24 protein-coding genes are annotated in these 22,828 nt (G+C 43.2%); 6 read left to right on the forward strand and 18 right to left on the reverse strand.

Annotated elements, in window-relative coordinates:
- The first annotated feature begins 75 nt into the window (after positions 1-75).
- Complete coding sequence (locus AB3N61_RS10715; RefSeq protein ID WP_367897557.1) at positions 76-1,086, forward strand: hypothetical protein; 1,011 nt, start codon at positions 76-78, stop codon at positions 1,084-1,086.
- A 5-nt stretch (positions 1,087-1,091) separates the two neighbouring features.
- On the opposite strand, the gene AB3N61_RS10720 is transcribed toward AB3N61_RS10715, so the two are convergent.
- The 13 genes from AB3N61_RS10720 to rpsF all read right to left on the reverse strand — a co-directional run bounded on the left by AB3N61_RS10720 (position 1,092) and on the right by rpsF (position 14,849).
- Positions 1,092-2,180 carry a hypothetical protein gene (locus AB3N61_RS10720; protein WP_367897558.1) on the reverse strand — a complete coding sequence of 363 codons (1,089 nt, stop codon included), beginning with the start codon at positions 2,178-2,180 and terminating at the stop codon, positions 1,092-1,094.
- On the reverse strand, positions 2,177-3,433 hold the full coding sequence (locus tag AB3N61_RS10725; RefSeq protein WP_367897559.1) for a nicotinamide-nucleotide amidohydrolase family protein: 1,257 nt from the start codon (positions 3,431-3,433) through the stop codon (positions 2,177-2,179). The genes AB3N61_RS10720 and AB3N61_RS10725 overlap by 4 nt, the downstream gene beginning before the upstream one ends.
- Positions 3,430-5,196 carry an arginine--tRNA ligase gene (gene argS / locus AB3N61_RS10730; protein ID WP_367897560.1) on the reverse strand — a complete coding sequence of 589 codons (1,767 nt, stop codon included), beginning with the start codon at positions 5,194-5,196 and terminating at the stop codon, positions 3,430-3,432. The genes AB3N61_RS10725 and argS overlap by 4 nt, the downstream gene beginning before the upstream one ends.
- Before the next feature lie 265 nt (positions 5,197-5,461).
- Entirely contained in the window at positions 5,462-6,235 is a 774-nt protein-coding gene (recO, locus tag AB3N61_RS10735; protein ID WP_367897561.1) for a DNA repair protein RecO, read from the reverse strand.
- Positions 6,208-6,627, reverse strand: a complete 420-nt coding sequence (ybeY, locus tag AB3N61_RS10740; protein ID WP_412758411.1) for an rRNA maturation RNase YbeY — start codon at positions 6,625-6,627, stop codon at positions 6,208-6,210. Before ybeY ends, recO begins: the two co-directional genes overlap by 28 nt.
- Before the next feature lie 64 nt (positions 6,628-6,691).
- On the reverse strand, positions 6,692-9,100 hold the full coding sequence (locus AB3N61_RS10745; RefSeq protein WP_020770825.1) for an HD family phosphohydrolase: 2,409 nt from the start codon (positions 9,098-9,100) through the stop codon (positions 6,692-6,694).
- On the reverse strand, positions 9,100-10,068 hold the full coding sequence (locus tag AB3N61_RS10750; RefSeq protein WP_036090330.1) for a PhoH family protein: 969 nt from the start codon (positions 10,066-10,068) through the stop codon (positions 9,100-9,102). The genes AB3N61_RS10745 and AB3N61_RS10750 overlap by 1 nt, the downstream gene beginning before the upstream one ends.
- Positions 10,069-10,072: 4 nt before the next feature.
- On the reverse strand, positions 10,073-11,878 hold the full coding sequence (gene aspS, locus AB3N61_RS10755) for an aspartate--tRNA ligase (RefSeq protein WP_036090417.1): 1,806 nt from the start codon (positions 11,876-11,878) through the stop codon (positions 10,073-10,075).
- A 123-nt stretch (positions 11,879-12,001) separates the two neighbouring features.
- Positions 12,002-13,324, reverse strand: coding sequence for a replicative DNA helicase (dnaB, locus tag AB3N61_RS10760; protein ID WP_020770672.1), 1,323 nt, complete (start codon positions 13,322-13,324; stop codon positions 12,002-12,004).
- Positions 13,325-13,336: 12 nt separating this feature from the next.
- A complete protein-coding gene (gene rplI / locus AB3N61_RS10765) occupies positions 13,337-13,801 on the reverse strand; it encodes a 50S ribosomal protein L9 (protein ID WP_020770849.1) in 465 nt (154 codons plus the stop codon).
- A gap of 10 nt (positions 13,802-13,811) precedes the next feature.
- Positions 13,812-14,126 carry a 30S ribosomal protein S18 gene (gene rpsR, locus AB3N61_RS10770; RefSeq protein ID WP_020770767.1) on the reverse strand — a complete coding sequence of 105 codons (315 nt, stop codon included), beginning with the start codon at positions 14,124-14,126 and terminating at the stop codon, positions 13,812-13,814.
- 14 nt (positions 14,127-14,140) lie between these two features.
- Positions 14,141-14,581, reverse strand: a complete 441-nt coding sequence (locus AB3N61_RS10775; RefSeq protein ID WP_020770685.1) for a single-stranded DNA-binding protein — start codon at positions 14,579-14,581, stop codon at positions 14,141-14,143.
- Positions 14,574-14,849: a 30S ribosomal protein S6 gene (rpsF, locus tag AB3N61_RS10780; protein WP_036090335.1), complete on the reverse strand. Its 276-nt coding sequence runs from the start codon at positions 14,847-14,849 to the stop codon at positions 14,574-14,576. Before rpsF ends, AB3N61_RS10775 begins: the two co-directional genes overlap by 8 nt.
- A gap of 316 nt (positions 14,850-15,165) precedes the next feature.
- Between rpsF and AB3N61_RS10785 the strand changes: the two genes are divergently transcribed.
- Together AB3N61_RS10785 and AB3N61_RS10790 are read left to right on the forward strand one after the other, a co-directional pair.
- Positions 15,166-15,444: a FitA-like ribbon-helix-helix domain-containing protein gene (locus AB3N61_RS10785; RefSeq protein ID WP_367897562.1), complete on the forward strand. Its 279-nt coding sequence runs from the start codon at positions 15,166-15,168 to the stop codon at positions 15,442-15,444.
- Positions 15,428-15,832: a type II toxin-antitoxin system VapC family toxin gene (locus AB3N61_RS10790; RefSeq protein WP_367897563.1), complete on the forward strand. Its 405-nt coding sequence runs from the start codon at positions 15,428-15,430 to the stop codon at positions 15,830-15,832. Before AB3N61_RS10785 ends, AB3N61_RS10790 begins: the two co-directional genes overlap by 17 nt.
- Here the strand turns inward: AB3N61_RS10790 and AB3N61_RS10795 are convergent.
- The 3 genes from AB3N61_RS10795 to purU all read right to left on the reverse strand — a co-directional run bounded on the left by AB3N61_RS10795 (position 15,829) and on the right by purU (position 19,514).
- A complete protein-coding gene (locus AB3N61_RS10795; RefSeq protein ID WP_367897564.1) occupies positions 15,829-17,049 on the reverse strand; it encodes a CapA family protein in 1,221 nt (406 codons plus the stop codon). The genes AB3N61_RS10790 and AB3N61_RS10795 overlap by 4 nt on opposite strands.
- Before the next feature lie 155 nt (positions 17,050-17,204).
- Positions 17,205-18,611, reverse strand: coding sequence for an SLC13 family permease (locus AB3N61_RS10800; protein WP_020770639.1), 1,407 nt, complete (start codon positions 18,609-18,611; stop codon positions 17,205-17,207).
- Between the two features lie 39 nt (positions 18,612-18,650).
- Entirely contained in the window at positions 18,651-19,514 is an 864-nt protein-coding gene (gene purU / locus AB3N61_RS10805; protein ID WP_367897565.1) for a formyltetrahydrofolate deformylase, read from the reverse strand.
- A gap of 267 nt (positions 19,515-19,781) precedes the next feature.
- Here purU and AB3N61_RS10810 point away from each other — a divergent pair, with 267 nt between their 5' ends.
- The 3 genes from AB3N61_RS10810 (at position 19,782) to AB3N61_RS10820 (ending at position 21,028) form a co-directional block, all read left to right on the forward strand.
- Positions 19,782-20,189 carry an Hsp20/alpha crystallin family protein gene (locus tag AB3N61_RS10810; protein WP_020770722.1) on the forward strand — a complete coding sequence of 136 codons (408 nt, stop codon included), beginning with the start codon at positions 19,782-19,784 and terminating at the stop codon, positions 20,187-20,189.
- Positions 20,190-20,199: 10 nt separating this feature from the next.
- A complete protein-coding gene (locus tag AB3N61_RS10815; protein WP_367897566.1) occupies positions 20,200-20,595 on the forward strand; it encodes an Hsp20/alpha crystallin family protein in 396 nt (131 codons plus the stop codon).
- Between the two features lie 91 nt (positions 20,596-20,686).
- Positions 20,687-21,028 (forward strand): DMT family protein, encoded by a 342-nt coding sequence (locus tag AB3N61_RS10820; protein WP_052005237.1) that lies wholly within the window; start codon positions 20,687-20,689, stop codon positions 21,026-21,028.
- A 151-nt stretch (positions 21,029-21,179) separates the two neighbouring features.
- On the opposite strand, the gene AB3N61_RS10825 is transcribed toward AB3N61_RS10820, so the two are convergent.
- Both AB3N61_RS10825 and AB3N61_RS10830 read right to left on the reverse strand, forming a co-directional pair.
- Positions 21,180-21,788 carry an SCO family protein gene (locus AB3N61_RS10825; protein ID WP_367897567.1) on the reverse strand — a complete coding sequence of 203 codons (609 nt, stop codon included), beginning with the start codon at positions 21,786-21,788 and terminating at the stop codon, positions 21,180-21,182.
- On the reverse strand, positions 21,785-22,819 hold the full coding sequence (locus AB3N61_RS10830) for a multicopper oxidase domain-containing protein (RefSeq protein ID WP_020770599.1): 1,035 nt from the start codon (positions 22,817-22,819) through the stop codon (positions 21,785-21,787). Before AB3N61_RS10830 ends, AB3N61_RS10825 begins: the two co-directional genes overlap by 4 nt.
- Positions 22,820-22,828: the final 9 nt, after the last annotated feature.

Consider the following 22,828-nt stretch of genomic DNA (forward strand, 5'->3'; position numbering starts at 1 on the left):
CCGTTCTATTTTAATCCTAATACGATACACTATATCGTCGTAATTCATTAATAACTCAAGTAGCGAACTTTAAACATGAAAAAATCCTTATATATAACTCGAGTAATAATTTTCAGCTTATTTTTGAACACACTTACCGTTTCCTGCAGCAACGATAAGGATAATAACAACCTAGTATTAGCAGCTTTATTGCTCACAAATAACAATTGCGAAATCCACCCCGAAAATTGTAAACTAGGTGAATTCATAAGCGCCTCTGCAACGGAAGCAAATGTATGGGCGGCAATTACCTTTGCTCGGAATCAATTTGTTGCATTATCTCAAGACGGCACGAATCGAGTAATGACTTCTTCCGATGGCAAAGTTTGGACATCTAGGACGGCTGCCCAGGCAAATCAATGGTTATCGATAACTTACGCGAATAACCTATATGTGGCAGTTGCGAATTCAGGCACAAACCGCGTCATGACTTCCCCCGACGGGATATCCTGGACGAGCAGAACGATACCTGCGCTAAATTACAATTGGGTGACCTATGGTAAAGGGCTTTTCATTGCAGTGGCTGACGGGTCGACATTTCAAACTTCTCCGGACGGGATCAACTGGACCCCAAGGTCCGCACCTGCAAATCAGTCCTGGCGCAGCGTGGTGTTCGCTAATAATAAATTTGTGACAGTCAGCTCAAGTGGCGGAGTCGGAACCTCTTCAGACGGGATTAACTGGACTCTGCGCACGGCAGCAGAACCGAACGATTGGCGTTCTGTTACTTTCGGGCATAATCTTTTTGTAGCGGTTGCTTTGACCGGCACGAATAGAGTAATGACTTCACAGGATGGGATCAATTGGGCTGCTCGCTCCGCTTCGGAACAAAATGAATGGTACGAGGTGTATTACGCGAACGGGCTATTTATGGCAGCGGCCGCTACCGGAACAAATCGAATTATGACCTCGACTGACGGTATTAACTGGACAGCTCGCCAACAAACTGAAAACAATTTTTGGAAGGGGATCGCTTATGGAAATGATAAATTCGTGGTCGTTGCTGTAGACGGTACGAATCGAGTCCAATATGCAACTTGGAAATAACTTTTCTATCTTACCAATTCCCTATAAAGCACGATATCGTTCCCACCTTCTAAGAATGCTTCTCCTTTGCGGCCAGAAGAATAAAAACGAAACGGCTTTTCTCCGGTGCGGATCTTCTCTTCTTTAAGGATATTGCCTTCTTCATCTAAGAAGAATAAGTTTCCTTCCCATTCACCCGCAAACCAAGAGCCCGAATGGAATACCGTTTGGTAAACTGATTGTGCCTTGTTGCGATTTTTTTCGAAGATTACTTTTCCGGATTTGGAATATAAGGTTAGTTTATCGGAGAAGCCAGCGAGAACCCCTCCATTATCCGAAACTGCAAGATTTACCTTATACGGGATCACACGGCCTAAATTCCATTCTTCCGATTCGGAACCGTCTCTGTCATACACTCGGATAAAGTCTCTATTGTTTTTCAGGAAATGAACTGCGAGTTTTTGACCATTCGCTGAGATAGAAAGGCTTTTTGCAAAAACAGGTTCCTTCTCCCCTAACTTAGCTTCAAAAAGTTTTTCTCCCTTTCCGTCCAAAAGGAATAATTCCCCGCCCGAAAAAAGTACCGCGGTCTCTCCATTAGAAATTCCTTTTGGAGCAAAGGAGACATCGGTTAAAAATCTACCGTCCAATTTTTTAGCGCCCAAAGAATTTCCGTTAATATCGGAAACCAAAACTTGGTTATTATCTCCAGACAAAAAGAGCACAAGATTTCCATCCGGATGAATACGAGGATAACTTTTATATTCTTTGGTCCAAAGAAGTTCTCCTGATTCGGAAAAGAACTCTACAGAATTTCCAATCTTTTTATACGCTAAATATCCTTTGGCTCTCAGTGGATATTCTATTCGAAGGGAATCGTCGGTCGGAATGGATTCTCCCCAAGGAATTCTAATATAAGAAGTTTTGGTTTTATATCCGTTGATGGTTTTTTCTGGATCGAAATCACTGCGCGGGTCAGGAAAGCTGGCAAGCTTAGATTCTTTATTCCAGTACCAGGTTTTTTGTACCGTTCTCGCAGGCTCATACGGATTTCCTAAAAAATAATAAAACCCTAAAAATAGCACAAAACTTAAGGCCAAAATTTTAGAGATCATACAAGTTTCCTCAATCGATTGTACATTAGATAAAGAGAAGTAGCGGCCACTACTTCTCGGAACAATTCTCTCTTAAAAGGGAGAAAGAGTTCCTTCACTTCCGTTTTTTCACCCTTGATATGGATTCCTATAAATACGGTCCCGACCTTTTTTGCAGGAGTTTCACCACCAGGGCCAGCGATCCCCGTGATGCTAATCGCAAGGTCTGTCCCGAGAAGCATTGCTCCCTTATCCGCCATCTCTGTTGCAGTTTCCTCACTCACCGCACCATGAGCTTCTAGGGTTTCTTTTTTAACCCCTACTAGATTTTCTTTGATCAAATTGGAATAGCTGACCACGGAACCTAAAAAGTATTCCGAAGAACCTGCACGGTCTGTAAGTATTTTCGCAGCGAGTCCGCCCGTACAACTTTCGATCGTTCCGATGGTGAGTTTTTTTTCTAAGAGAAGTTTAGGAAATTCCTCGAATAAGTCCCCCGTACAAAGTCCACGATATTTCTCTTTGGTCTTTTGGATGAGTTCTTGGACTAAATTTTTGTCTTCAGACTGATAAGTAACTCGTATAAATCCTTTTTTGGCGGCAACGCCCCAGACTGCTTTTCCATTCTTCAAAGGCTCGATATCTATTATAAATTCCTGTTGGAATAAGGACTCGCTCATTCCCCAGATAAAGAGAAAATCCGAATATAATTCACCAGAGTGAAATTGTTTTTGGATCAGGGGAACTAATTCCTCTTTAAACATGGTCACCATCTCGGATGGGACCCCGGGCATGCAGGCCAGGTACGCTCCCGGTTGGAGCTCCGACCAAAATCCCGGAGCAATTCCTACAGAGTTATTCAGAGCGGTGGAATTAGAAGGAATGGAAACTTGGCGTAATGCCGTGGTTAACGCCTCTTGGAATCCTTTTCCGCGAAGACGATACAATGCTTGGAGCCTGTCATTCGCCTTTTCATTCAGAACTGGTTGAGAAGAAGTAAGTTCGCATACTACTTCTAAAGTATAATCGTCTTCAGTAGGTCCAAGACCACCGGTCATCACAAGAAGGACCGGATTTTCTTTCGAAGCTCCAAGAGCCAAATTTTGTAATTCTTTTCGGATCAGTTTAGGATCGTCGGGTAATACCAGGAATTTTTCAGTAGAATATCCGAGTCCAAAGAGTTCGTTTGCGATCCAGGACGAATTCGTATCTTGGCTTCTTCCTGCAGTCAGCTCCGAACCCGTGGAAATGACAGTGACCCTAGGAGAATTCACTCTTCTTTCTCCAATCTTTCGCGGGCGGAAACTCCAAGTAGAGCCAAACCTTCGGCCAGTACGACACGCACAGCTTGGCAAATCCTTGCCAGTCCGAGTCTTGTAGACTCATCGGCATCTTTCAGTCTATTGTTCTTTGCGATATAGAATTGCGTAAAAGCTCTTGCTAGATTTTGGAGATAATTCGCGATCCGATGCGGTTCCAAGGTGGCCGCGGCATCCAAAACCTCTTCCGGAAAACGAGAGATCCAGAAAAGAAGTCGTTTTCTCTCTTCCGTCATTTCAAGATTTTTTAATGCGTTTGCATCCGAGTTATTCCCTACTTCCCTGAAGATGGAACAAACTCTCGCATGAGCATATTGTAAATAAAATACGGGATTTTTATCCGATTCGTCCTTTGCCAGATCTAGATCGAAATCCAACGGGGAATCCAAGGATCTCATCGTGAAAAAATAGCGTGCAACATCCTTGGCATGTTTTCCCAAATATCCGAGCAGATCTTCCATTGTTTGGAATTCTCCCGCACGTTTGCTCATCTTCATCTTCTGGCCGGCCATAAGAAGATTCACTTGTTGGGCGATGATCACTTGGAAATTTTCCTTTGGATAACCTAACGCCTGAACAGCACCCGCAAGTCTTGCGATATATCCGTGATGGTCCGGTCCCCATATATCTATGATCTTCTCGTAACCTCTGGAAATTTTATCATTATGATAAGCTATGTCTGCGAGAAGGTATGTAGGACGTCCATCATCCCGAACAACCACACGATTTTTATCGTCTCCATAATCCTCTGATTTAAAGACCTGTTTCCCTTCTTCTTCAAAAACTTTGCCGGACTTTTTTAGGTTTTCGAGCACTCCTAAAACTTTTCCAGATTCGTGAAGTGTGGTTTCCGAAAAAAATCGATCGAAGTTTACTCCGAATAGATCCAAATCTTTTTTTTGCCAAACCAGATTGGACTCCACGGTCCAGCGGGAACATTTTTCCGCAAGAGCGGAATATTCCTTTTTTTCCAGATGGGACTTGATCTCTTTTTCCCTATGGCGATTTTCTAATAATTGTTTAGCGATGATCTTAAGGTAATCTCCCCTATATCCCTCCGCTGGGATCACATTGTCGGAAAGTAACTCTTCAATGGATCTTCCATCCTCAGCATTCTCTTGGATGGAAGAAGATTCTCCCAGAGCCTCTCTAATACGCACCATTGTGGAAACACCAAGCAAAAACACCTGGTTCCCGTAATCGTTCACGTAAAATTCCTTATCCACCGAATGTCCGACTGCTTTAAGCAGATTGGCAAAAGCTTCTCCGGTAGCGGCAGCTCTTGCGGATACGATATTCAAAGGTCCGGTCGGATTCGCGCTTACGAATTCCAAATTTATTTTTTTAGGATTTTTTAATTTAGGAAATAGTTCTTTTTTCTGGACCGTGTTTTCTAGAAAACGGATGAGGAAGGAAGGAGAGATCCTAAAATTCACGAAGCCCGGAGGAGTAAAATCCACCTTCTCGAATAGATCCGTTCTTGTTTGCAGATAACCTACCAGAAGTGCTGCCGAATCCAAAGGTTTTTTAGCTAAAAGTTTGGAATTTTCCAAAGCAAAAGAAGTGGAATAATCTCCAAAGGATTCCTCTCTGGAATATTCTATTCGGATCCTAAGATCGGAAAAAGAAACATTAGACGCTTCCTTTTCGCAATAGAGTTTTACTCCTTCCTTTAAAGCTTCTAAAACGAGTTGTTTAAGAGTATCCGTTTCTTTCATTCTATCTTTTGCAGTAGTTCCTATTTTTTAGGGGACATCATCTCAATCCGGAAACAATCTCTTGCTTCCGATCAATTTCCAACTTTTATCCAGGGCCCCAAGGACCAGATTTTTCTCCCTGAGGATACATTCAAGATATTGGCACCTGGAAACCTCGGTTATTACGGGACGAGGTGGAAAATCCTTTTTCCCCCATCTTTCCTGAAGAACGATCAGAAAAATCAGACCCACAGTATAGATCATTAAAAATGCGGTTTTAAAAAGTTTATCCAAGATTTTCCCCTAAGGATTCGTACAACATAGGTTCCGATTTGAGTCTTTTTCCAAGAAGCGGTTTTAAGGCCCGGTTGCTTAAGCTATCCGCCTCCTTCAGGAGTTCAAGGGAAATCTTTTTGTCCTTTAGGTCCCTGTATCTTAAGGCAAGGCAATCTTGAACGAATAATACGAGTCCAAACTTGTCCGGTTTAGGAGTTCCGCATTCCCCGCATACGATCTCGAAATGTGTCTCGTCCAAACTGCAGGATTGTATCTCCGAGAGATTTTTTCCACAGCTTGCACATTCCATCTCCTTTGATAAAAACCCGCCCACATACAATAGTTTGAGCTTGAAAAAAGGCAAAAACACTGGTTTATAACCGTCTTCATCCAATTCTTTTAAGGCACCCAGAAGAAGTTTATATTCCAACGGGTGAGAGCCTCCTTCCGTTAAAAAAGAAGAGACTAATTCCACTAGATACGAAACCAAAACGGTTCCTGAATACCCTGTTTTTGCCTTATCGAATCTTCTGACTAAACCGATCTCTTTTACGTTAAAGGTCTCCCGTCCTTGTGTGAAATAATAATCTAAGACCGTTAATGATCCTGGTTCCACTGCAGCAATGGGTCTTGTTTTACTTTTTTTGATCCCTTTGACTCGAAAACTTCCCACTTCTCCATCTTCCGGTAGAAGTCGCAAGAATGCATCTCCTTCCGGAAGGATGCGGCTTTCCATCACGATACCGGTGGTTTTTCTTAAGGCCCCAGGATTAGATCCAGACATAGATCCTCTTTCTCCTTCATTAGAGCCTCGTCTTTTTCTCCTCGTTCATGATCGTAACCGATCAAATGTAAAAAACCATGCACGAATAATCTGAAAAATTCATCTTCTTCACTATGACCTATACTTTTTGCTTGGGTCTTACAAGTTTCCCAAGAGATCACGATCTCTCCTAGGCTTAAGATAGGACCGAAGTTTTCTTTTTTCCGGGGGGGAAGTTCCCAAGGAGTCAGATCAAAAGTTAATGGGAACGAAAGAACGTCCGTTGCGTAATCTTTTCCTCTGCGGACCCGATTTAATTCGCGAATCGATTCGTCATCGGTCAAAACCAAGGAAAGATCGGTATTTACATTAGGAAAAGAGAATGCACTTAAAATTTTCCAACGAGATTCCAATGCGGGTTTAGATAACCAAGAAGGAAGCGAATTCGGATCGAAATCCGAAGAGAACTCGAACAAATTAGTGGCTCTTTGGGGCCTGTTTCCCCAAGATATTTTTATTCTTCTCCTCTAATGCTTTTGTATCCTCAGGTTTCGGATATTTAGGTCGAGAGTGAAGACTAGAAAGAAGAACTTCCTTAAAGGAAGATTTTACAACTTCCAGATCTCCTAATGTAAGTCCGCATTCGTCCAATTGGTTTTCCGCCAACTTGCCGTTTACGATCTTAGTGATAAGAGCGTCTAAAGATTCGGGTGTCACTTCTTCCAAGGATCTACTCGCAGCCTCCAAGCTGTCCGCAATCATGACGATCGCAGTTTCTTTTCTCTGAGGTTTCGGTCCCGGATATTGAAAGTCCGCTTTTTTGAGTTTCTTCTTCTGAGAGGGAGAAAGTTCCGCAAGCGCCTTATGATAAAAGAAAGCCATGGTAGAAGTTCCATGATGTTCCGGAATAAAATCGATCACTTCCCGCGGAAGCCTAGCTTTTTTAGCCATCTCGATGCCGTCCAAGACATGATCAATGACTATCTTTGCCGCTTTTGCAGGATTATTCTTATCGATGTTTTCCTTTTTAGGGATCAAATGCTGGTTCTCTACGAAAAATCCTGCATTCGGGATCTTACCTATATCGTGAAAATACACACCCACTCTAGTCAATAGCCAATCTAATTCCAAGTTTTGAGCCGCTCTTTCCGACATAGCAGCCACTAAAAAAGTATGAGTATAAGTAGAAGGTGCCTTGGTCAGTAAATCCTGCAGTAACGGGTGTCCTGTATCCGCAAGTTCCATCAGCTTAAATCTTGTAGGTATATTGAATACATACTCGTAAATAGGAAGAAGCAGCTGGGTCAATGTGGAACAGACAAACCCATTCACTAAACATAATAAATATAACCTGAATATATTCGATTCCCAAAGATCTCTCAAATGAGAGCCGGAAGGAACCGCTACCCAATAATTCCTGGAATCGAACAGGTACCCGGAGGAAGAGATGAGCATCTGGACCAAGGCCATATAGAACCCGGCCTTGATAAAATCGATCCTCTTTCTCATCTTTCTTCCGTAAGTGGCGGCAACCACTGTCATTACGAAAGCAAGAATGAAAGAAGTAGGATTATATCTGGAAGCTGCGAACACAAAGAACGAAAGGAAAAACCCGATCGCGATCGATAATTGTTCGTCATAGATCATGGATAGGATCAAACAAACCATTCCTGTCGGTATCACCAGCGCGAAATAAAAGACGGAATCGTAACTATTCTCAAAACTAAAAAAAGCCTTGGAAGCTAAATACGTCCAGAGCACCAAAGACCAGATTAACGTGAACACGATCACGTTACTCGATACGTCGTTCAATCGTTTCGGATTGTACTTCTTCAAAAACGCGTATACAATAATTACAAAAATGGATTGAATGAGAAGAATAGAAATGATGGACGCGATGTTTGCTCGAGTGGCGTATCTATTCACTATCAGCAATTTCTTATAAATATCCGGAGTAATGATCTCCCCGGCCTTGACGATGGTTTCTCCCGCATTGATCCTGCTACTCACAGGCTCGGTTCTGTCCATAACGGCTTGTTTTTGGTTTTTGGTTTCTTCCGCGTTGTAAGTACAAGCAGGGTTCGAATACACATAAGTCAGCGCGAGTTTTTGGATAACGGAAAGAAGCTGAGGATCCGTGGCCTGTAATTTTTCCGCGGCCAAACGGTTGAGAATTTCTACCGTAGCGCTGTCTCTATAGAGATACATACGAGGAATTACAAGAGTTCCTTCTACCGAAGAGATCTGCTCCTTATTCCCGCTTGCGCCTGAATTGCGGATCCGAGCTTCCGCGGAACGGATAGCGGAATAATCCGCCGGTTGGTCTCTTAAAATACAAAAATTAGAAAAAACTAAATTACTATATTGTTGGACTAGATCCCTGACCCTTGACTTGCCCGGGGTTTTGAGCAGAAGTTCCAGCTCTTCTTTGGATCTATTCTTCCATCTAGGAACCGCGGCCAATAATTCCGCGGAAGTTTTCACTTCTCCCGTTGGCTTCGGTTCCCTATATTTCTCCATATCCTCTTGGATCGCAGGGCGAATTACATCGGTTAAAACCCGATAGTCTCGATCAAAAAAATTCGGAGCGGATTGAAAGGCTTTCAGCCTTTTTGCTCTCGTTTTTTCTTCGTCTTCATAAACGATATCTTTGGTGGAAACGACCTTATCCAAAGCATTCTTGCCTTCCGAATAAGGACCATCCTGAGAAAGATTAATTTTGTCCTGACCGAAAAACGGGATCGCAAGCATCCAGGTCACGATGATCAAAGTGATCGCCGTGAGAATTACCTGGAATTTTCTCACGAAAGAAATCGGACGGATCTTGGTCAGGGTATCCGTGATCCAAGCCATTCCTCTTTCTAAAAGTGATCCCAAGGGAAACATTACAATTCCTCGAACTTCCTCACGATGGTTTCAACCAGAGGGTGTCTCGTGATATCTTCTTTTCCGAAAAACACCTGGCCAATTCCTTCGGTCTGTCTGAACAAGCTTACCACACGATCGAATCCGGATCTACCATGTTCTAAGTCGATTTGGGTCACATCCCCGGAGATACACATCCGAGAATTGCGGCCCAAACGGGTCATAATCATCTTTAACTGAGCAAGAGTACAGTTTTGGGCCTCGTCCAAAATGATAAAACTTTTGGAAAGAGTCCTTCCTCTCATAAATGCGACCGGTGCAATCTCTATTTTAGTAAGTGCGATATATTCTTGGGTCTTTTCGAAACCGATACATTCGTTCAAAGCATCATAAACGGGACGAAGATACGGATCCACCTTTTGGTTCAAATCCCCAGGTAAAAAACCGAGATTTTCTCCCGCTTCGACCGCCGGCCTTGTTAAAACGATCTTATCCACGATCCCATTCTGCAAAAACCTGCAAGCCATTGCTACTGATAGGAATGTTTTACCTGTTCCCGCAGGACCGATCCCGAAAGTGATCAGATTATTTAAGAAAGATTGAATATACTTTTCCTGGTTTTTAGTCCTGGAATAAAGATGTTTTCCCTTGTAAGTGGTAAGTATCTTTTCAGTGGGTTTGAAAGGCTCGTCGTCGGACTTACGCTCTTCCTTCTTTTTTTCCCGAGTGGCTTGTTTAAGAAGATAACCGAAATCGAAGGAATCCGTAAAATCCCGATCCGGTCTGTCCCGATAATTGGTTTCCAATAATCTGAAAAAATCCAGGGCGAAATCCACCTTTGTAGGGATTCCTTCCACTTGGAAACCGTTGCCCCTTGGGATCAGATCGATCTCCAATTGTTTTTCCAAATTTCTGACACCCGTATCGTTGATCCCGCAGATCTTACGATACAAGTCCTGGTTTTCGAAAGTAAATTGTTCTTTCCTGATATGATTAAACCTTTATCAACCTAAGCTTCAATTCTTGGAGCTGTTTCTCTTCCACTTCAGACGGACATTCGCTCATTAAACAAACGCCCTTCTGGGTTTTAGGGAATGCAATCACGTCTCGGATGGACTTTCCGCCGGTCAAGAGCATCAAGATCCGGTCTATTCCGAAAGCAATCCCTCCATGAGGAGGAGCCCCATATTCCAGGGCCTCTAATAAGAAGCCGAATTTTTCTTTCGCTTCCTCCGGCCCAATCCCTAAAGTGGAGAAGACTCGATTCTGCACATCTTTGGAATGGATACGAATGGAACCTCCACCGATCTCCACACCATTTAGCACCAGATCGTATGCCTTTGCGAGCGCATTTCCCGCTTCTTTTTGGAGTCTTTCCTCGGAAGAAAAAATTTCCAAACTAGAATCTCCCGGAGAAGTGAACGGGTGATGTAAGGAATCCCAGCGTTTGCTGTCCTTGTTCCACTCGAACATCGGAAAGTCCACGATCCAGGAAATATGAAAGCTTCCTTCTGCAGGTTTGTCAAATCTTTCCGAAAGTTTCAGACGTAATGCGCCTAAAGAATGGTTTACGATCTCTCTTTCGTCCGCTCCGAAAAAGACCATATCCCCCTCTTTCGAACCGACTGCGCTTGCGATCTTGGAAAGAGCTTCCGGAGTAAATCGTTTTGTAATCGTGGATTCTAGTCCTTCTGCCCCGTGTTTCATGTAGGCAAGGCCTTTCGCTTTATAATCTCTATTCAACCAAGCAGTCAGGTCTTCGATCTCTTTTCTGGAGATCACCGAACCTCCCGGAACACAAACCGCCTTTACGACTCCACCGTTCGCAACCGCTCCTGCAAACACCTGGAAATCGGAATCTTTTACGATCTCGGAAACATCTACCAGTTTCATTCCGAAACGGAGGTCCGGTTTGTCGGAACCGTATTCTTCCATAGCTTGTCTATAAGGCATTCTGGAAAATGGACCCTTGAGATCTAGACTGAACACATCCTTCATCACTTGGGAAAAAAGACCTTCTATTTCGGAAAGGATCTCTTCTTGGGAAACAAAGGAGAATTCCATATCCAACTGAGTGAATTCAGGCTGCCTGTCCGCTCTCAAGTCCTCGTCACGGAAACATTTTACGATCTGGAAATATCTCTCCATTCCTCCCACCATCAGGATCTGTTTGAAGATCTGAGGAGATTGAGGAAGAGCATAGAATGAATTCGGGTTTAAGCGAGAAGGTACCAAAAAGTCGCGTGCACCCTCCGGAGTCGACTTGTTCAGGATCGGAGTCTCGATCTCCACAAATTTACGTGAGTTTAGATAATTACGAATTGCAAATACGAACTCATGGCGTTTTAACATTCTGTTTTTAAGTTCGTCTCTTCTGAAATCCAGGTATCTGTATTTGAGTCGGTTCTCTTCCGAGATCTCTTCGAACTCATCCAAGGAAAATGGAGGAGTTTTTGCCTGGTTCAGAATAATCAGATGTTCCGCTACGAGCTCGATCGTCCCGGTTTTCATCTTGGGGTTGATACTTTCCGCATCACGTTTTTTCAATTTTCCTTGGACAGCAATCACATATTCGGAGCGGATCCTTTCCGCTGCCGCAAAGTTTTCTCCCAAGATTTCTTTACGTAGCACTACTTGGAGTATTCCGGTCCTGTCTCGGAGATCCACGAAGATGACCCCGCCTTGGTCCCGGAATCGGAAAGACCAGCCGAATAGAGTTAGAGTTTTTCCTTCTTGTGCTTCGGACGTTTCTCCCGCCCAGGCTCTTGCTTTATAACCTTCTAAAATCCAATCTTCCAAAGAATCCAGTTCCTTAATTTGTATTATAAAAGCTCGTTCCAAAACTTCTTTCCGGAACGGACAAAATCCGAGCCATCATTTCGATTAATAAAGACGGCCCAGTAGAAATCCGGCCTTGCCGGACTACACGTTATCAAATCTGGAAAGTTCAGGTCGGAAGGCAAGTGGAAAAGAACCGGTTGGACCGGACCTGTTTTTAGCGATGATGATCTCCGCCATCCCTTTCATTCTAGGATCTTCCTCTTCGTCCTTTCCTTTCTCTCCCCGGTAGATGAATGTAACAATATCCGCATCCTGCTCGATCGCGCCGGACTCCCTTAAGTCGGCAAGCTGAGGTCTTTGGTCCTTGGATCTCTGTTCGATAGATCGGTTCATCTGAGAAAGTGCGATCACGGGACATCTTGCTTCTTTTGCCATCTGCTTGAGTGCCCTGGAAATCGAAGACACCTCTTGTTGCCTTCCCCCGTCCCTGTTTTTGGGATCGTTCATGAGCTGCAGGTAGTCCACGATGATAAGGCCAAGAGTTTCATTGGTGAGAAGTTTACGTACCCGTCCCTTAAAATCGTCCACACTCAAGGCTCCGGAGTCATCGATATATAGGGGAGAAGAAGTTACCTTGATAATTGCATCGATTAGTTTGGGGGCATCCGACTTGGTCACTTCGGAACGTTTTAATTTATTGGATTCCACCTGAGCATAGGAGCACACAAGTTTGAGTAGAAGTTCCATTCGACTCATCTCTAAGGAGAAGATGACCACAGGTCGGTTATGGATCAAAGCCACATTGGATGCGATATTCAAGGCCAAGGTAGTCTTACCGTTACCCGGCCTCGCGGCTAGGACCATCATCTCGTATTCCTTTAATCCGGAAGTCATTTCATCGAACTGGGTAAAATTCGTCCGGAGGCCTTTGATCTGACCTCTACTCTCCATGATATCTTTGATATATTCGGAAAGTGCGGCCTTATCCTGAGAAACAGGAAGAAGTCCTTTTACATCCGCAGATCTGGAAACCTCGGTAAGGCTCTGTTCGATTTGGTTGAAAACGGATTCGTTTTCACCCGGTTCTTTCTGGATCAGCTCCAGGGCGTTCATTAATAATTTAGAATATTTTCTTCTTTCGGAAAGACGTTTGATCCTTTCCGCATAATAACCCAAAGGATGGGAAACTACGGAATCCTTATAGAGGGAGTAAATATATTCGTATTCTCTTTCCGGATCTTTGAGTAGAGAGTTTTCTTTTAAGAAGTTTAGAACCGAAACCGGATCTACCGCGGTCCTTTTGTCCACAAGGTCCAGAATTGCCTTGTAAATCCTTCTGTTTGTATCTTGGTAAAAATCCTCGGGAACGAGGGGAATATCGATTAGATTATCCGCTCCTTTAAGAAGCAGAAACCCGAGAAAAGATTTCTCGGATTCCAATTCAAACAAGGAGTCGGATTGCATTCTTGTTCCGGGTTACGCTTCGGTAGAAACGACTTCCTCTTTCTTCACATGTACAGTGATAGTCGGGAGGATACCTTCTGCAAGACGCACTTTTAATTTATAGGAACCTAGGTTACGGATAGGCTCTGGGAATTCGATCTTACGCTTGTCTACTTCGAATCCCGCGGTTTTTAACAAAGCTGCCACATCAGCAGGAGTTACCGCTCCAAAAAGTTTATCCCCGCCTCCGGTTTTAACGGAAATTTCAAATTCTTTTCCGTTCAATCCGCTCGATACGGATTCCATATCTTTTTTGCGTTTTTCCTTTTTGAGATCCGCAAGTTTCTTCTGGTGAAGAGCCATTTTGGTCTTTCCTTCGGAAGCTCTTACAGCGAGTCTTTGAGGGAAAAGAAAATTACGAGCGAAACCGTCGGCAACTTCCTTTACATCTCCCGCATCTCCTAAGTTAGAAACATCTTTTTGTAATATTACTCTCATTTGTTTCTCCTTAGTTTACTTTGAACGGTAGAAGACCGATGCTGCGCGCCTTGCGGATTTCTCTTGCAAGGATCCTTTGATACTTTGCAGAAGTCCCGGTGATCCTTCTTGGAATGATCTTACCGCGGTTGGTAATGAATCTTTCCAAAAGTTCGGTGTTCTTATAATTGATCTGCTTAGCAAGTTCAGGGTCTGCTGTGAAACGGCAAACTTTCTTCTTGTACTTGTTTTGTTTTTTTGGAGGGCGTCCTCCTTCTTGGTCTAGAGGTATGCCCTCAGCAGTCATTTCCTGCTTTAATTCTTCTTGTATTTCGTTATCTGACATGATTGTTGTCCTCGTTAAAAAGGTATATCGTCGTCCATTCCCGGGCTTCCCATATCATCTTGTGCAGATGAATAAGAAGAAGCTCCGCTACTTGCGGATGAGCCGTACTCCCCGCCTCCATTCTCCCTAGCACCGCCTATCATCTGAAAATTTTCCACGACGATACGAATGCGGGAAGCCTTCTTGCCTTCCATGGTTTCCCAGGTATCCTGCTTCAGGCGTCCCTCGATCACGAGTTGTTTTCCTTTCTTGCAGTATTGCTGGATGATATCCGCGCCTTTTCCCCAAGCCTCGCAGTCGAAAAAATGAGTTTCCTCTTTTTTCTCTCCGCCGGTTACATACGTGCGACCGTTCGCTAAAGAAAAATTCACAAGGGAAGTCCCGTTTACGGTTTTAAATTCCGGATCACGGGTCAGGCGCCCAACAAGGGTCACCCGATTGATATCGTTAGCCATTGAGGCGGACGATCATAGAGCGAAGTAAATTTTGGTTCAGACCAAAGTCCCGCTCTACCTTTTCTAAGGCGGATTGTTCTGCATTCACTTTGAAGTGAGTGAATATTCCGTAGTCTTGGTGTTGGATCGGATGCCAAAGTTTTTTTTGACCCCAATCTTCTTCTGCGGTCACGTTGATGGAATGCTTCTTGAAGATCTCAAGGACTTCAGTTTTAGCAATATCCTTCGCGGTAGAACGCGTGATTGTAGTAATCTCGTAGTTTCTCAAAAGTTTCTCCTATGGGAAATGCCCGTCTGCGTTGTTGCGGCGAGCAGAAGAACCGGATTTTGTCCTATTTTCGGCTTTAGGGGCAAGGGGTCAAGTGGAATAGAATTGGGCGTCTTAGCTCCCAAAAATGTGCTAAGGCGTAATTGGAATGAATATTCCAAAGTCTTTCTCTATTTCTAATTTTCATCTTCTGAATGCATTCTTTGATTCTCCAAAACACGAAGGAATCTATTTTCTACCATATGACTCTATATTTCATGAATTTTGCTTGCGATTTCATGAAGCTAAACCTACTATTTTCTGGGAGGTCCAGAATATGGCAAACTTACAAGTCAGGGACATAGACGATAGGCTCTACGAAGCATTAAAAAGGAGAGCAGAAATGGAACACAGATCCATAAGCCAAGAAGTAGTTCTTATGATCGAAAACTATCTAGCACATGACAATAAAGAATCGGAACGTAAGACCTTAGGTTTCTTAGAGCTATCAGGTTCCTGGATGGATGATAGAAGTCCCGACCAGATCGTTCAAGAAATACGTTCCTCTAGAACCAAGAACACCTTAGGAAAGGATGCAGATGAGCTATTTGATTGATACGGATATCATCATTTATAGCTTAAAGGAAGATCCGATTGTTCGGCAAAGTTTTTTGAACCGCAAAAACTCCATCAAATCGATCTCTGTAATCACCTATGGGGAATTGATTTTTGGAGCCCAGAAATCCTCCTATAAGGAAAAAAATCTAGCTACAGTTCGAAGGATTGCGGAACTTTTTCCGGTGATCCAATTGACCGAAGGAATCATGGAAACGTACGGAGAACTCAAAGCTATCCAACAGAAAAAAGGAAACTCCATAGAGGACTTTGACCTGCTCATCGGTTCCACAGCCTTGTATTTGAATTATTCCTTAGTTACGAATAACGAAAAACATTTCCAAAAAATTCCAGGACTGAGGATCGAAAACTGGGCCTACCTAGCTTAGTCCAGTTCCACCCAACCTCTGTCTCCTTCGATCCGAACCCTAGTGCCCAGGTCTTGGGAAAGGACCGCGATTTCTTTTAAAAAATCCTGAGCTTCTTTTCCTTCTAAAGGTCTGACTAAATGGTCCTCGTTTTGGAATTTTCCGAAAATAGGAACAAGCTCAATATTGATCAATTTATTTCTTTTGATATGGAGTATTACGATTAAGTTATGATTTAAGTAGGCGTTCCTACTTCCGAAGATCAGATTTCCCAAAGAATAGAATACGATCGTATTTCCTATTTTTTCGATACCTTGAGGAATATGCGGATGATGCCCTACGATAATATCCAATCCCCCGTCGGCCAAGGTCTTTGCGATCTTTCTCTGCTCGATCGTCGGAAAAGGAGAATATTCCACTCCCCAATGGAGAGAAAGTATCCTAAATTGTTTTCCGGGAGAAACAGGTTTCGATTTTTTATCTCCTTTAGAATTTTTAGATCCGTTCCGCACTGAATTCGGTTGGGATTTTTCTAGCTGGAACTTTTTCAAGATCAGCTCCGGATCCAAAGGCATAACACCTGGGCTTTGACCGGCGTAATGGGATCTACCTTCCGCTACATTAGTGGCGGAATAAATTCTGAGATTCGTATCCTTCCCTTCCCAAATCCAAGGACGAAACGCGAATTCTAAATTTTTTCCGGCCCCAATAGAAGCGATTTTTCTTTCCCCTAAAAATTTAAGAGTTTCTTCCAAACCTTCAGGACCATGATCCATTGCGTGATTATTCCCAAGGGAAACAAGATCCACTCCTAAAAAGCTCATACTTTCCAGATCGGATTCTTTTGCTTGGAAGACGTAAGCCTTGCCATGGTCCCAACTTTTTTCGGAAACCACCGGTGTTTCTAAATTTAAAATTCTTAGGTCTGCACTTTCAAAAACGGATTTTAAACCTTTTACCGGAGCCAATTCTCCTTTCGCCTTGATCGTGTCCCGGATCCCCCAGTTAAACATCACATCCCCGCCTATGAGGACTTTTACTATTTCGGGATCTTCTTCTTTTCCGAAAAATTTTCCTATTCGGGTTTCGATCGTATCTACGATGTTTGATTGTATTTCAGGAGGTTTTTCGGAGCCGGAAGGACTTTCCGGAACTCCTGCACAGTAAAGCGAGAGTAAAAACGGAATACGGAAAAGGACCCGAATCGAGAGAACGAAGTGTTTTCGAAAAAACCGCATCTTTCCAGACAGTTTTTAGATATGTTTTTATTTAGGAAATAAATAATAAAAAAGAAAGAAAACTTTCAAGGTGTAGAACGGATAAAAATCCTAAGACAAAATAGTAAATATTTGATCCGAATTCGGAACATTTTACGGGTACTTTTTAAGATCTATTATTTGAAAATTAAAAATCCAAAAAGGACCAAAACAAGTCCCAAGATCCCTATCTTCACCCCGACTCCGGCCATGTCCTTGATCTCAAAACCTCCCACTGCGTAGGCAACGGCATTCGGAGGAGTGGAGACAGGTAAGGACATTGCCAAAGAAGCGCCTAACGCAGACCCTAAAACCAATTGAATCGTATAGGATTCATTTCCGGGAAGTAACAAATTGGCAACCGGAAGCGCTAAAGGAACCAGAAGATTTGCGGTAGCGGTATTGGATAGGAATGTGGAAAGAAAAAGCCCGACAGAGAAGAAGATCCCCAATACCCAAAGACTTTCTCCAGGTCCGGCTTGATTGCCGATCAATTCCCCGAACCAAATCCCTGCTCCACTTTTTTCTATCCCGGTTCCGAGAGCAATCCCGCCGGCTACTAAGATCAACACATCCCATTCCAAAGATCGTAAATCATTGGTTTCTAATATTCCGAACGCGGTAAAAAGAAGGAGTGGGATTAGTGCCACTACCCCAGCCGGGATCCCATGAAAAGACTCTGTCAACCATAGAAACACCGTTGCCAAAAATCCGAACAAAACGAATCTCAATCTTTTTTCGGCCCCTTCTTCCGAGATTGTTTCGTAACGAAGAGAAAGACTTAAACCCTCACTCGCCGGAAAAGTCCGAAGAAGCCAAAACCAGGCCGCAAAAAGTAGAATGATCAAAAGTGGGACCGCAACTAGCATCCAAGTCCCGAAAGAAATATATTCTCCGTATCCTTGGTTCTTTAAATTTGCAAATGCGATCACGTTCGGAGGGGAACCGATCGGAGTTCCGATCCCCCCTAAGTTCGCGGCAAACGGAATTCCGATCAATACCGCTTTTCTAAATTTTTCGTCCTTGTCCAAAACCATGAGCAAAGGAAATACCAATGCGATCATCAAAGATGCAGTGGCGGTATTACTCATCCAAAGCGAGATAGTTGCGGTTATACACATTAGCCCGAGTAAAACATATTTAGGAGAAGTCCCAAAATAAGGAAGGACACGATTTGCCAACCAACGATCCACCCCTACTTTTACACAGGCCTTAGCTAAAGCAAAACTTCCCAAGAACAAGATCACTGCCGAATCCGCAAGAGATGCCAAAAATACGCTCGGAGTGGTCGGTTTTCCCGGACCTGAATATTCTTTTAAAAATTCCCATTTACCCGGATTGGAAAAAAGAATGATCTCGGAAAATATGATCAAAATAGAGGTCGCATGCCCAGGAATTATTTCAAAGATCCATAATCCTGCCGCGATCAGAAAAATAGAAAACATTCCAGCGACCGAAGGCGGAACATATCCGTAGAATGAAAATAGGATAGGAACAAAGGAAAGTAGTATGGAAAAAATAATGCCGACGTATTTTAACTTCATATATATTCTAAATAATTAATATTCAGGACCGGATCCGTTTTATTCGAAAATAATAGTCCTGTTCTGGAAGATCATAACCCTGTCTTCCAAAAGTAAACGTAAAGACTTGGACAAAACCACCTTCTCCAGATCCCTCCCGTACAAGACCAGACGTTCCGGAGAATAACCATGGTCCACATGACAAACGTCTTGGACTAGGATCGGACCCTCGTCCAAATTTTCGGTCACAATATGAGCGGTTCCTCCTATAATCTTGACTCCGCGCTTATATGCTTGCTCGTACGGCTTTGCTCCTACGAATGCAGGCAAGAACGAATGATGGATATTTAATATACGATGTTCCCATTTTTTTACGAATTCCGGAGTGAGTATCCTCATATATTTCGCAAGTACGATCCAATCCGGTTGAAGTCTCTTTAAATAAGAATCCAATTCTTTTTCATGTTCTTCTCGACTAACTGCTTCGCTGGAAATATGATAAAATGGAAGTTTAAAGTCCCGGACCAGATCTCCTAAAATTTCGTGATTGGAGACCACACCCAAAAGTTCCATGGGTAATTCCCCGTATCTCCAGCGTAGAAGAATATCCCCCAAACAATGAGGCTCTTTCGTGGCAAGTAAAACCACTTTAGGAAGTTTAGGATTAGATAGAGTAAGTTCCGAATCTTTCGGAAGTATTTTTGCAAGTTCGGAGAGTAACCCCTCTTCTTGATTGCTGTCCTCGAGAGAGTATTCCGTTCTCATAAAAAATACTTTTTCCAGCGGCTCTACGAATTCCTGGTTTCCGACAATATTGGCTCCAATATTTGCCAAAAATCCCGTGATCCTATGGATCAACCCCGCCTCGTCTTTACAGCGGATCAAAAGTACTCTATTTTTTTTCAGAATGGGCTCCGAGTTCAAAATTTCTCCTTTCCGGATCGAAAGAATCGTCTAGGACGTCTAAAACTTCGGCTAATCTTTCTTCCAAACCGGAAAAGGAATATCTTCTTTTTTCCTCTAAGAATGCTGTTTTGGACCAAAATTGCCCTGGGCTTTAAGGAGAAAGGCCCTTCCCCCCCCATTAGCACTCAGGATAAAAAAGTGCTAATTTTCCCAAAAAATAATTGAAACTTTTTACGATTTTGGCACTCTATATATGTAAGTGCTAAATAAGCCCAGGAGGCAAAAATGAGACACCCAAACTTTTTTAGCGAAGTAAGAAGAATTCAAAATAGATTCCATAATTTATTCGATCCAGTCTGGGAAGGCGGGCAAGTATATCCTGCGTTAAATGTTTATACGGACCAGGACAAGATCACCGTAACTGCCGAGGTTCCAGGCCTTTCTCCAGAAGATCTGGACATCACTGTGGCTCATAACCTTCTCACAATCTCAGGTGAATGGAAGGAATACACACAAGACAAACCTCGCAGGATAGAAAGAGCAAAAGGCAAATTCCAACGTAGACTGGAACTGCCGGTTGCAGTAGACTCCGAGAAGGTAGAGGCGACCGTAAAAGACGGAGTTTTAACCTTAGTTCTTCCAATTCTCGAGAGTGAAAAACCAAGAAAGATAAGGATCGAAGCAAAAGCTTAAGGAGAAAAAGATGAGCATCTCAGAATTACTAAAAACAGAAGATAAAGCGGTCACAGAACAGGAAAAAACCCAAAGACCTAGACCGACCTTCACTCCTTCTACGGATCTATATTCGAATGAAGAGGCACATACGTTGGTCTTGGATCTTCCAGGCGTAAAGGAATCCGACCTGGAAATTTCCTTGGAGAAGGACGAGCTCAGAATCTCTGCGAAGACTAGCGTTTCCGAACCGAATGGAAACTTAAGATATTCGGAATATGGGACCGGAGATTATAAAAGGACCTTCGTATTATCCGAACCCGTGGACGAAGATAAAATTTCTGCAGTCCTTCAAAACGGTGTTTTGAGGCTAAAACTGCCTAGAAAGAAACCTTTGAGCAAAAAGATAGAAGTAAAAACTCAATAATTGTTTTTCAGCAAATCCTTACTTGTCAGCCGGACTCTTTCAGTCCGGTTTTTTTTTGCCTCCATTCATCCGTTCGGTTTTCCTGGACTTTATGAGGACTTTTTTATTACTCACATTCTCCAATTTATTCATGACCTTTGCCTGGTACGGTCATTTAAAATTTTTCAAGGACTTCCCCATTTGGAAAACAATCCTGATCTCTTGGGCGATTGCGTTTTTGGAATATTGTCTCATGGTCCCGGCAAATCGTATTGGCTATGCGGAAGACGGTTTAAGCGGTTTCCAACTTAAGATATTACAAGAGGTGATCACGATCACAATTTTTGTGGGATTTGCGATTTTGGTGTTAAAAGAAAGAATGAAATGGAATCACGCAGTCAGCTTCTCCCTAGTAATCCTTGCAGTTGTATTCGCTTTTTATGATAAAGAATAATTGTTTCGCAGAGACGCCACCGAGAACACAGAAAATACTATTCTATTTTATTAACAAACCGGAATAGAATCTATAGTCCGTCCCAAAACTTGGACTAACTTTTAATACCTGACTTCAGGCTTCAAGAGCCTGGCCCTTTGGGGACAGGCTTTTATAATAACTCACTGATTTCCTTGGCTAATTCTTCTCCTTTGATCCCGGTTGGGTAAGCTCTTAGGATATTTCCGGTTCTATCAACGAGATATATAAATAAGGTATGATCTATTCCATATTCACCGTTCCCTTGCGGAATTTGGGTCTTCTGGGAGAATACTCCAAAACCTTTCTGCAAAGTACTGATCTGGTCTTTACCTCCCGTCAACGCTACGAGTTCTTTTCCGGGAAAATGAGAAATATATTTTCGTAAAACTTCCGGAGTATCCCTTTCCGGATCGATCGTGATAAAGACTGGAGTAATGTCTTTAGAATCTTCTTTTAAAACCGTAAATGCGTTCTCTATATCATTCAAAGCCATAGGACACATATCGGGACAATGGGAAAATCCGAAATAAACAACGAACAATTTCCCGGGCAATTCGGATGGCCTGACAGAATTTCCTTCCGTATCTTTTAGAATGGCGGTTTTCCATTCCACAACAGGAGCCTCGGATGCGAATCGAGAAGAAGGTTTCTTCTTCATATAAAAACCCACACCAAAACCGACCCCAAGGATCAATAAAGAATAAATTATGTTTTTATAATTCGTTTTAAAAAAATTCATACCGCTACGATCCAACCCATTGCCCCTCTATCAGCCATATGGGTCTGGTGAGGATGAAACATATACCTTCCCCTTTTAGTGAGAGTAAATTCCACGATCGCTCTTTCCGTCTGCCCCAGAGTGATCACATCGGTGTGTTCATCCGGCACAAGTTTAGTCCCGGTCCTATACACATCGAATGTTTGGGAATGAAGATGAAAAGAAGCAATAGGATCATGTTCCGTCATATTCGCGATGTACAATCTTACTTTTTTTCCCACGGGCACCTTGATCGGAAAACGGTCATAAAATCCAGCAATACCGTTCCAAGCATAGATATCGTTTCTTCCGGACTCGTTCAGATCCCAACCAGCAAGGATCAACATGAACTCCAAAGCAGGAGGTCTTCCACCTGGAGGATCGACTATAAATCCTCCATAAAGGCCCTTCGACATATGGCTCGCTAAAGGAGGAACGTGACAATGATACGGATGAAAACCGATCGGACCTGCAGTAATTTTATACACTCTTTCCGCACCCGGAGCGATCGGCTCCCAACCGTCTTGCCCGGGATCATGCGTCCCATGAAAATGGACTGAGTGAGGATGATTGGAATGATTCCTAAAGAGCAATTCCATTTCCTGACCAAGTCTTGCACGGATCACTTTCCCCGGAACAACGCCGTCGAAAGTCCAAGCGTCCACCACAGTGTTATGAGCGACAGTCAATGGCATTTCTATAATATTCACTTCGGAACGAAATTTGGGACCGGAAGGAGCTTGCGGGATCGAACTATGTAATTCCATCCGAGATAAGAACGTGTAGTCCGCGAACATTGGTGGGTGGATCATACTTCCGTAGGAATTCCCCCCTATGGATCCAGGAAGCCGGATAGAAGGATTCGGTGAAGTGGATGCCGGTCCCGGAACGGAAGCCCCGGTCCTACAAAGCGGATCTTCTTTTTTACCCGAGGTAATTCCGGCGATCCCGGTCCCCGCAGCGAGTCCGGCACCGCCAATTCCTAACCAACGAAGGAATTCCTTCCGATTCATATTAAATTC

This window comes from Leptospira sp. WS58.C1, from assembly GCF_040833995.1.
GTDB lineage: Bacteria > Spirochaetota > Leptospiria > Leptospirales > Leptospiraceae > Leptospira_B > Leptospira_B cinconiae.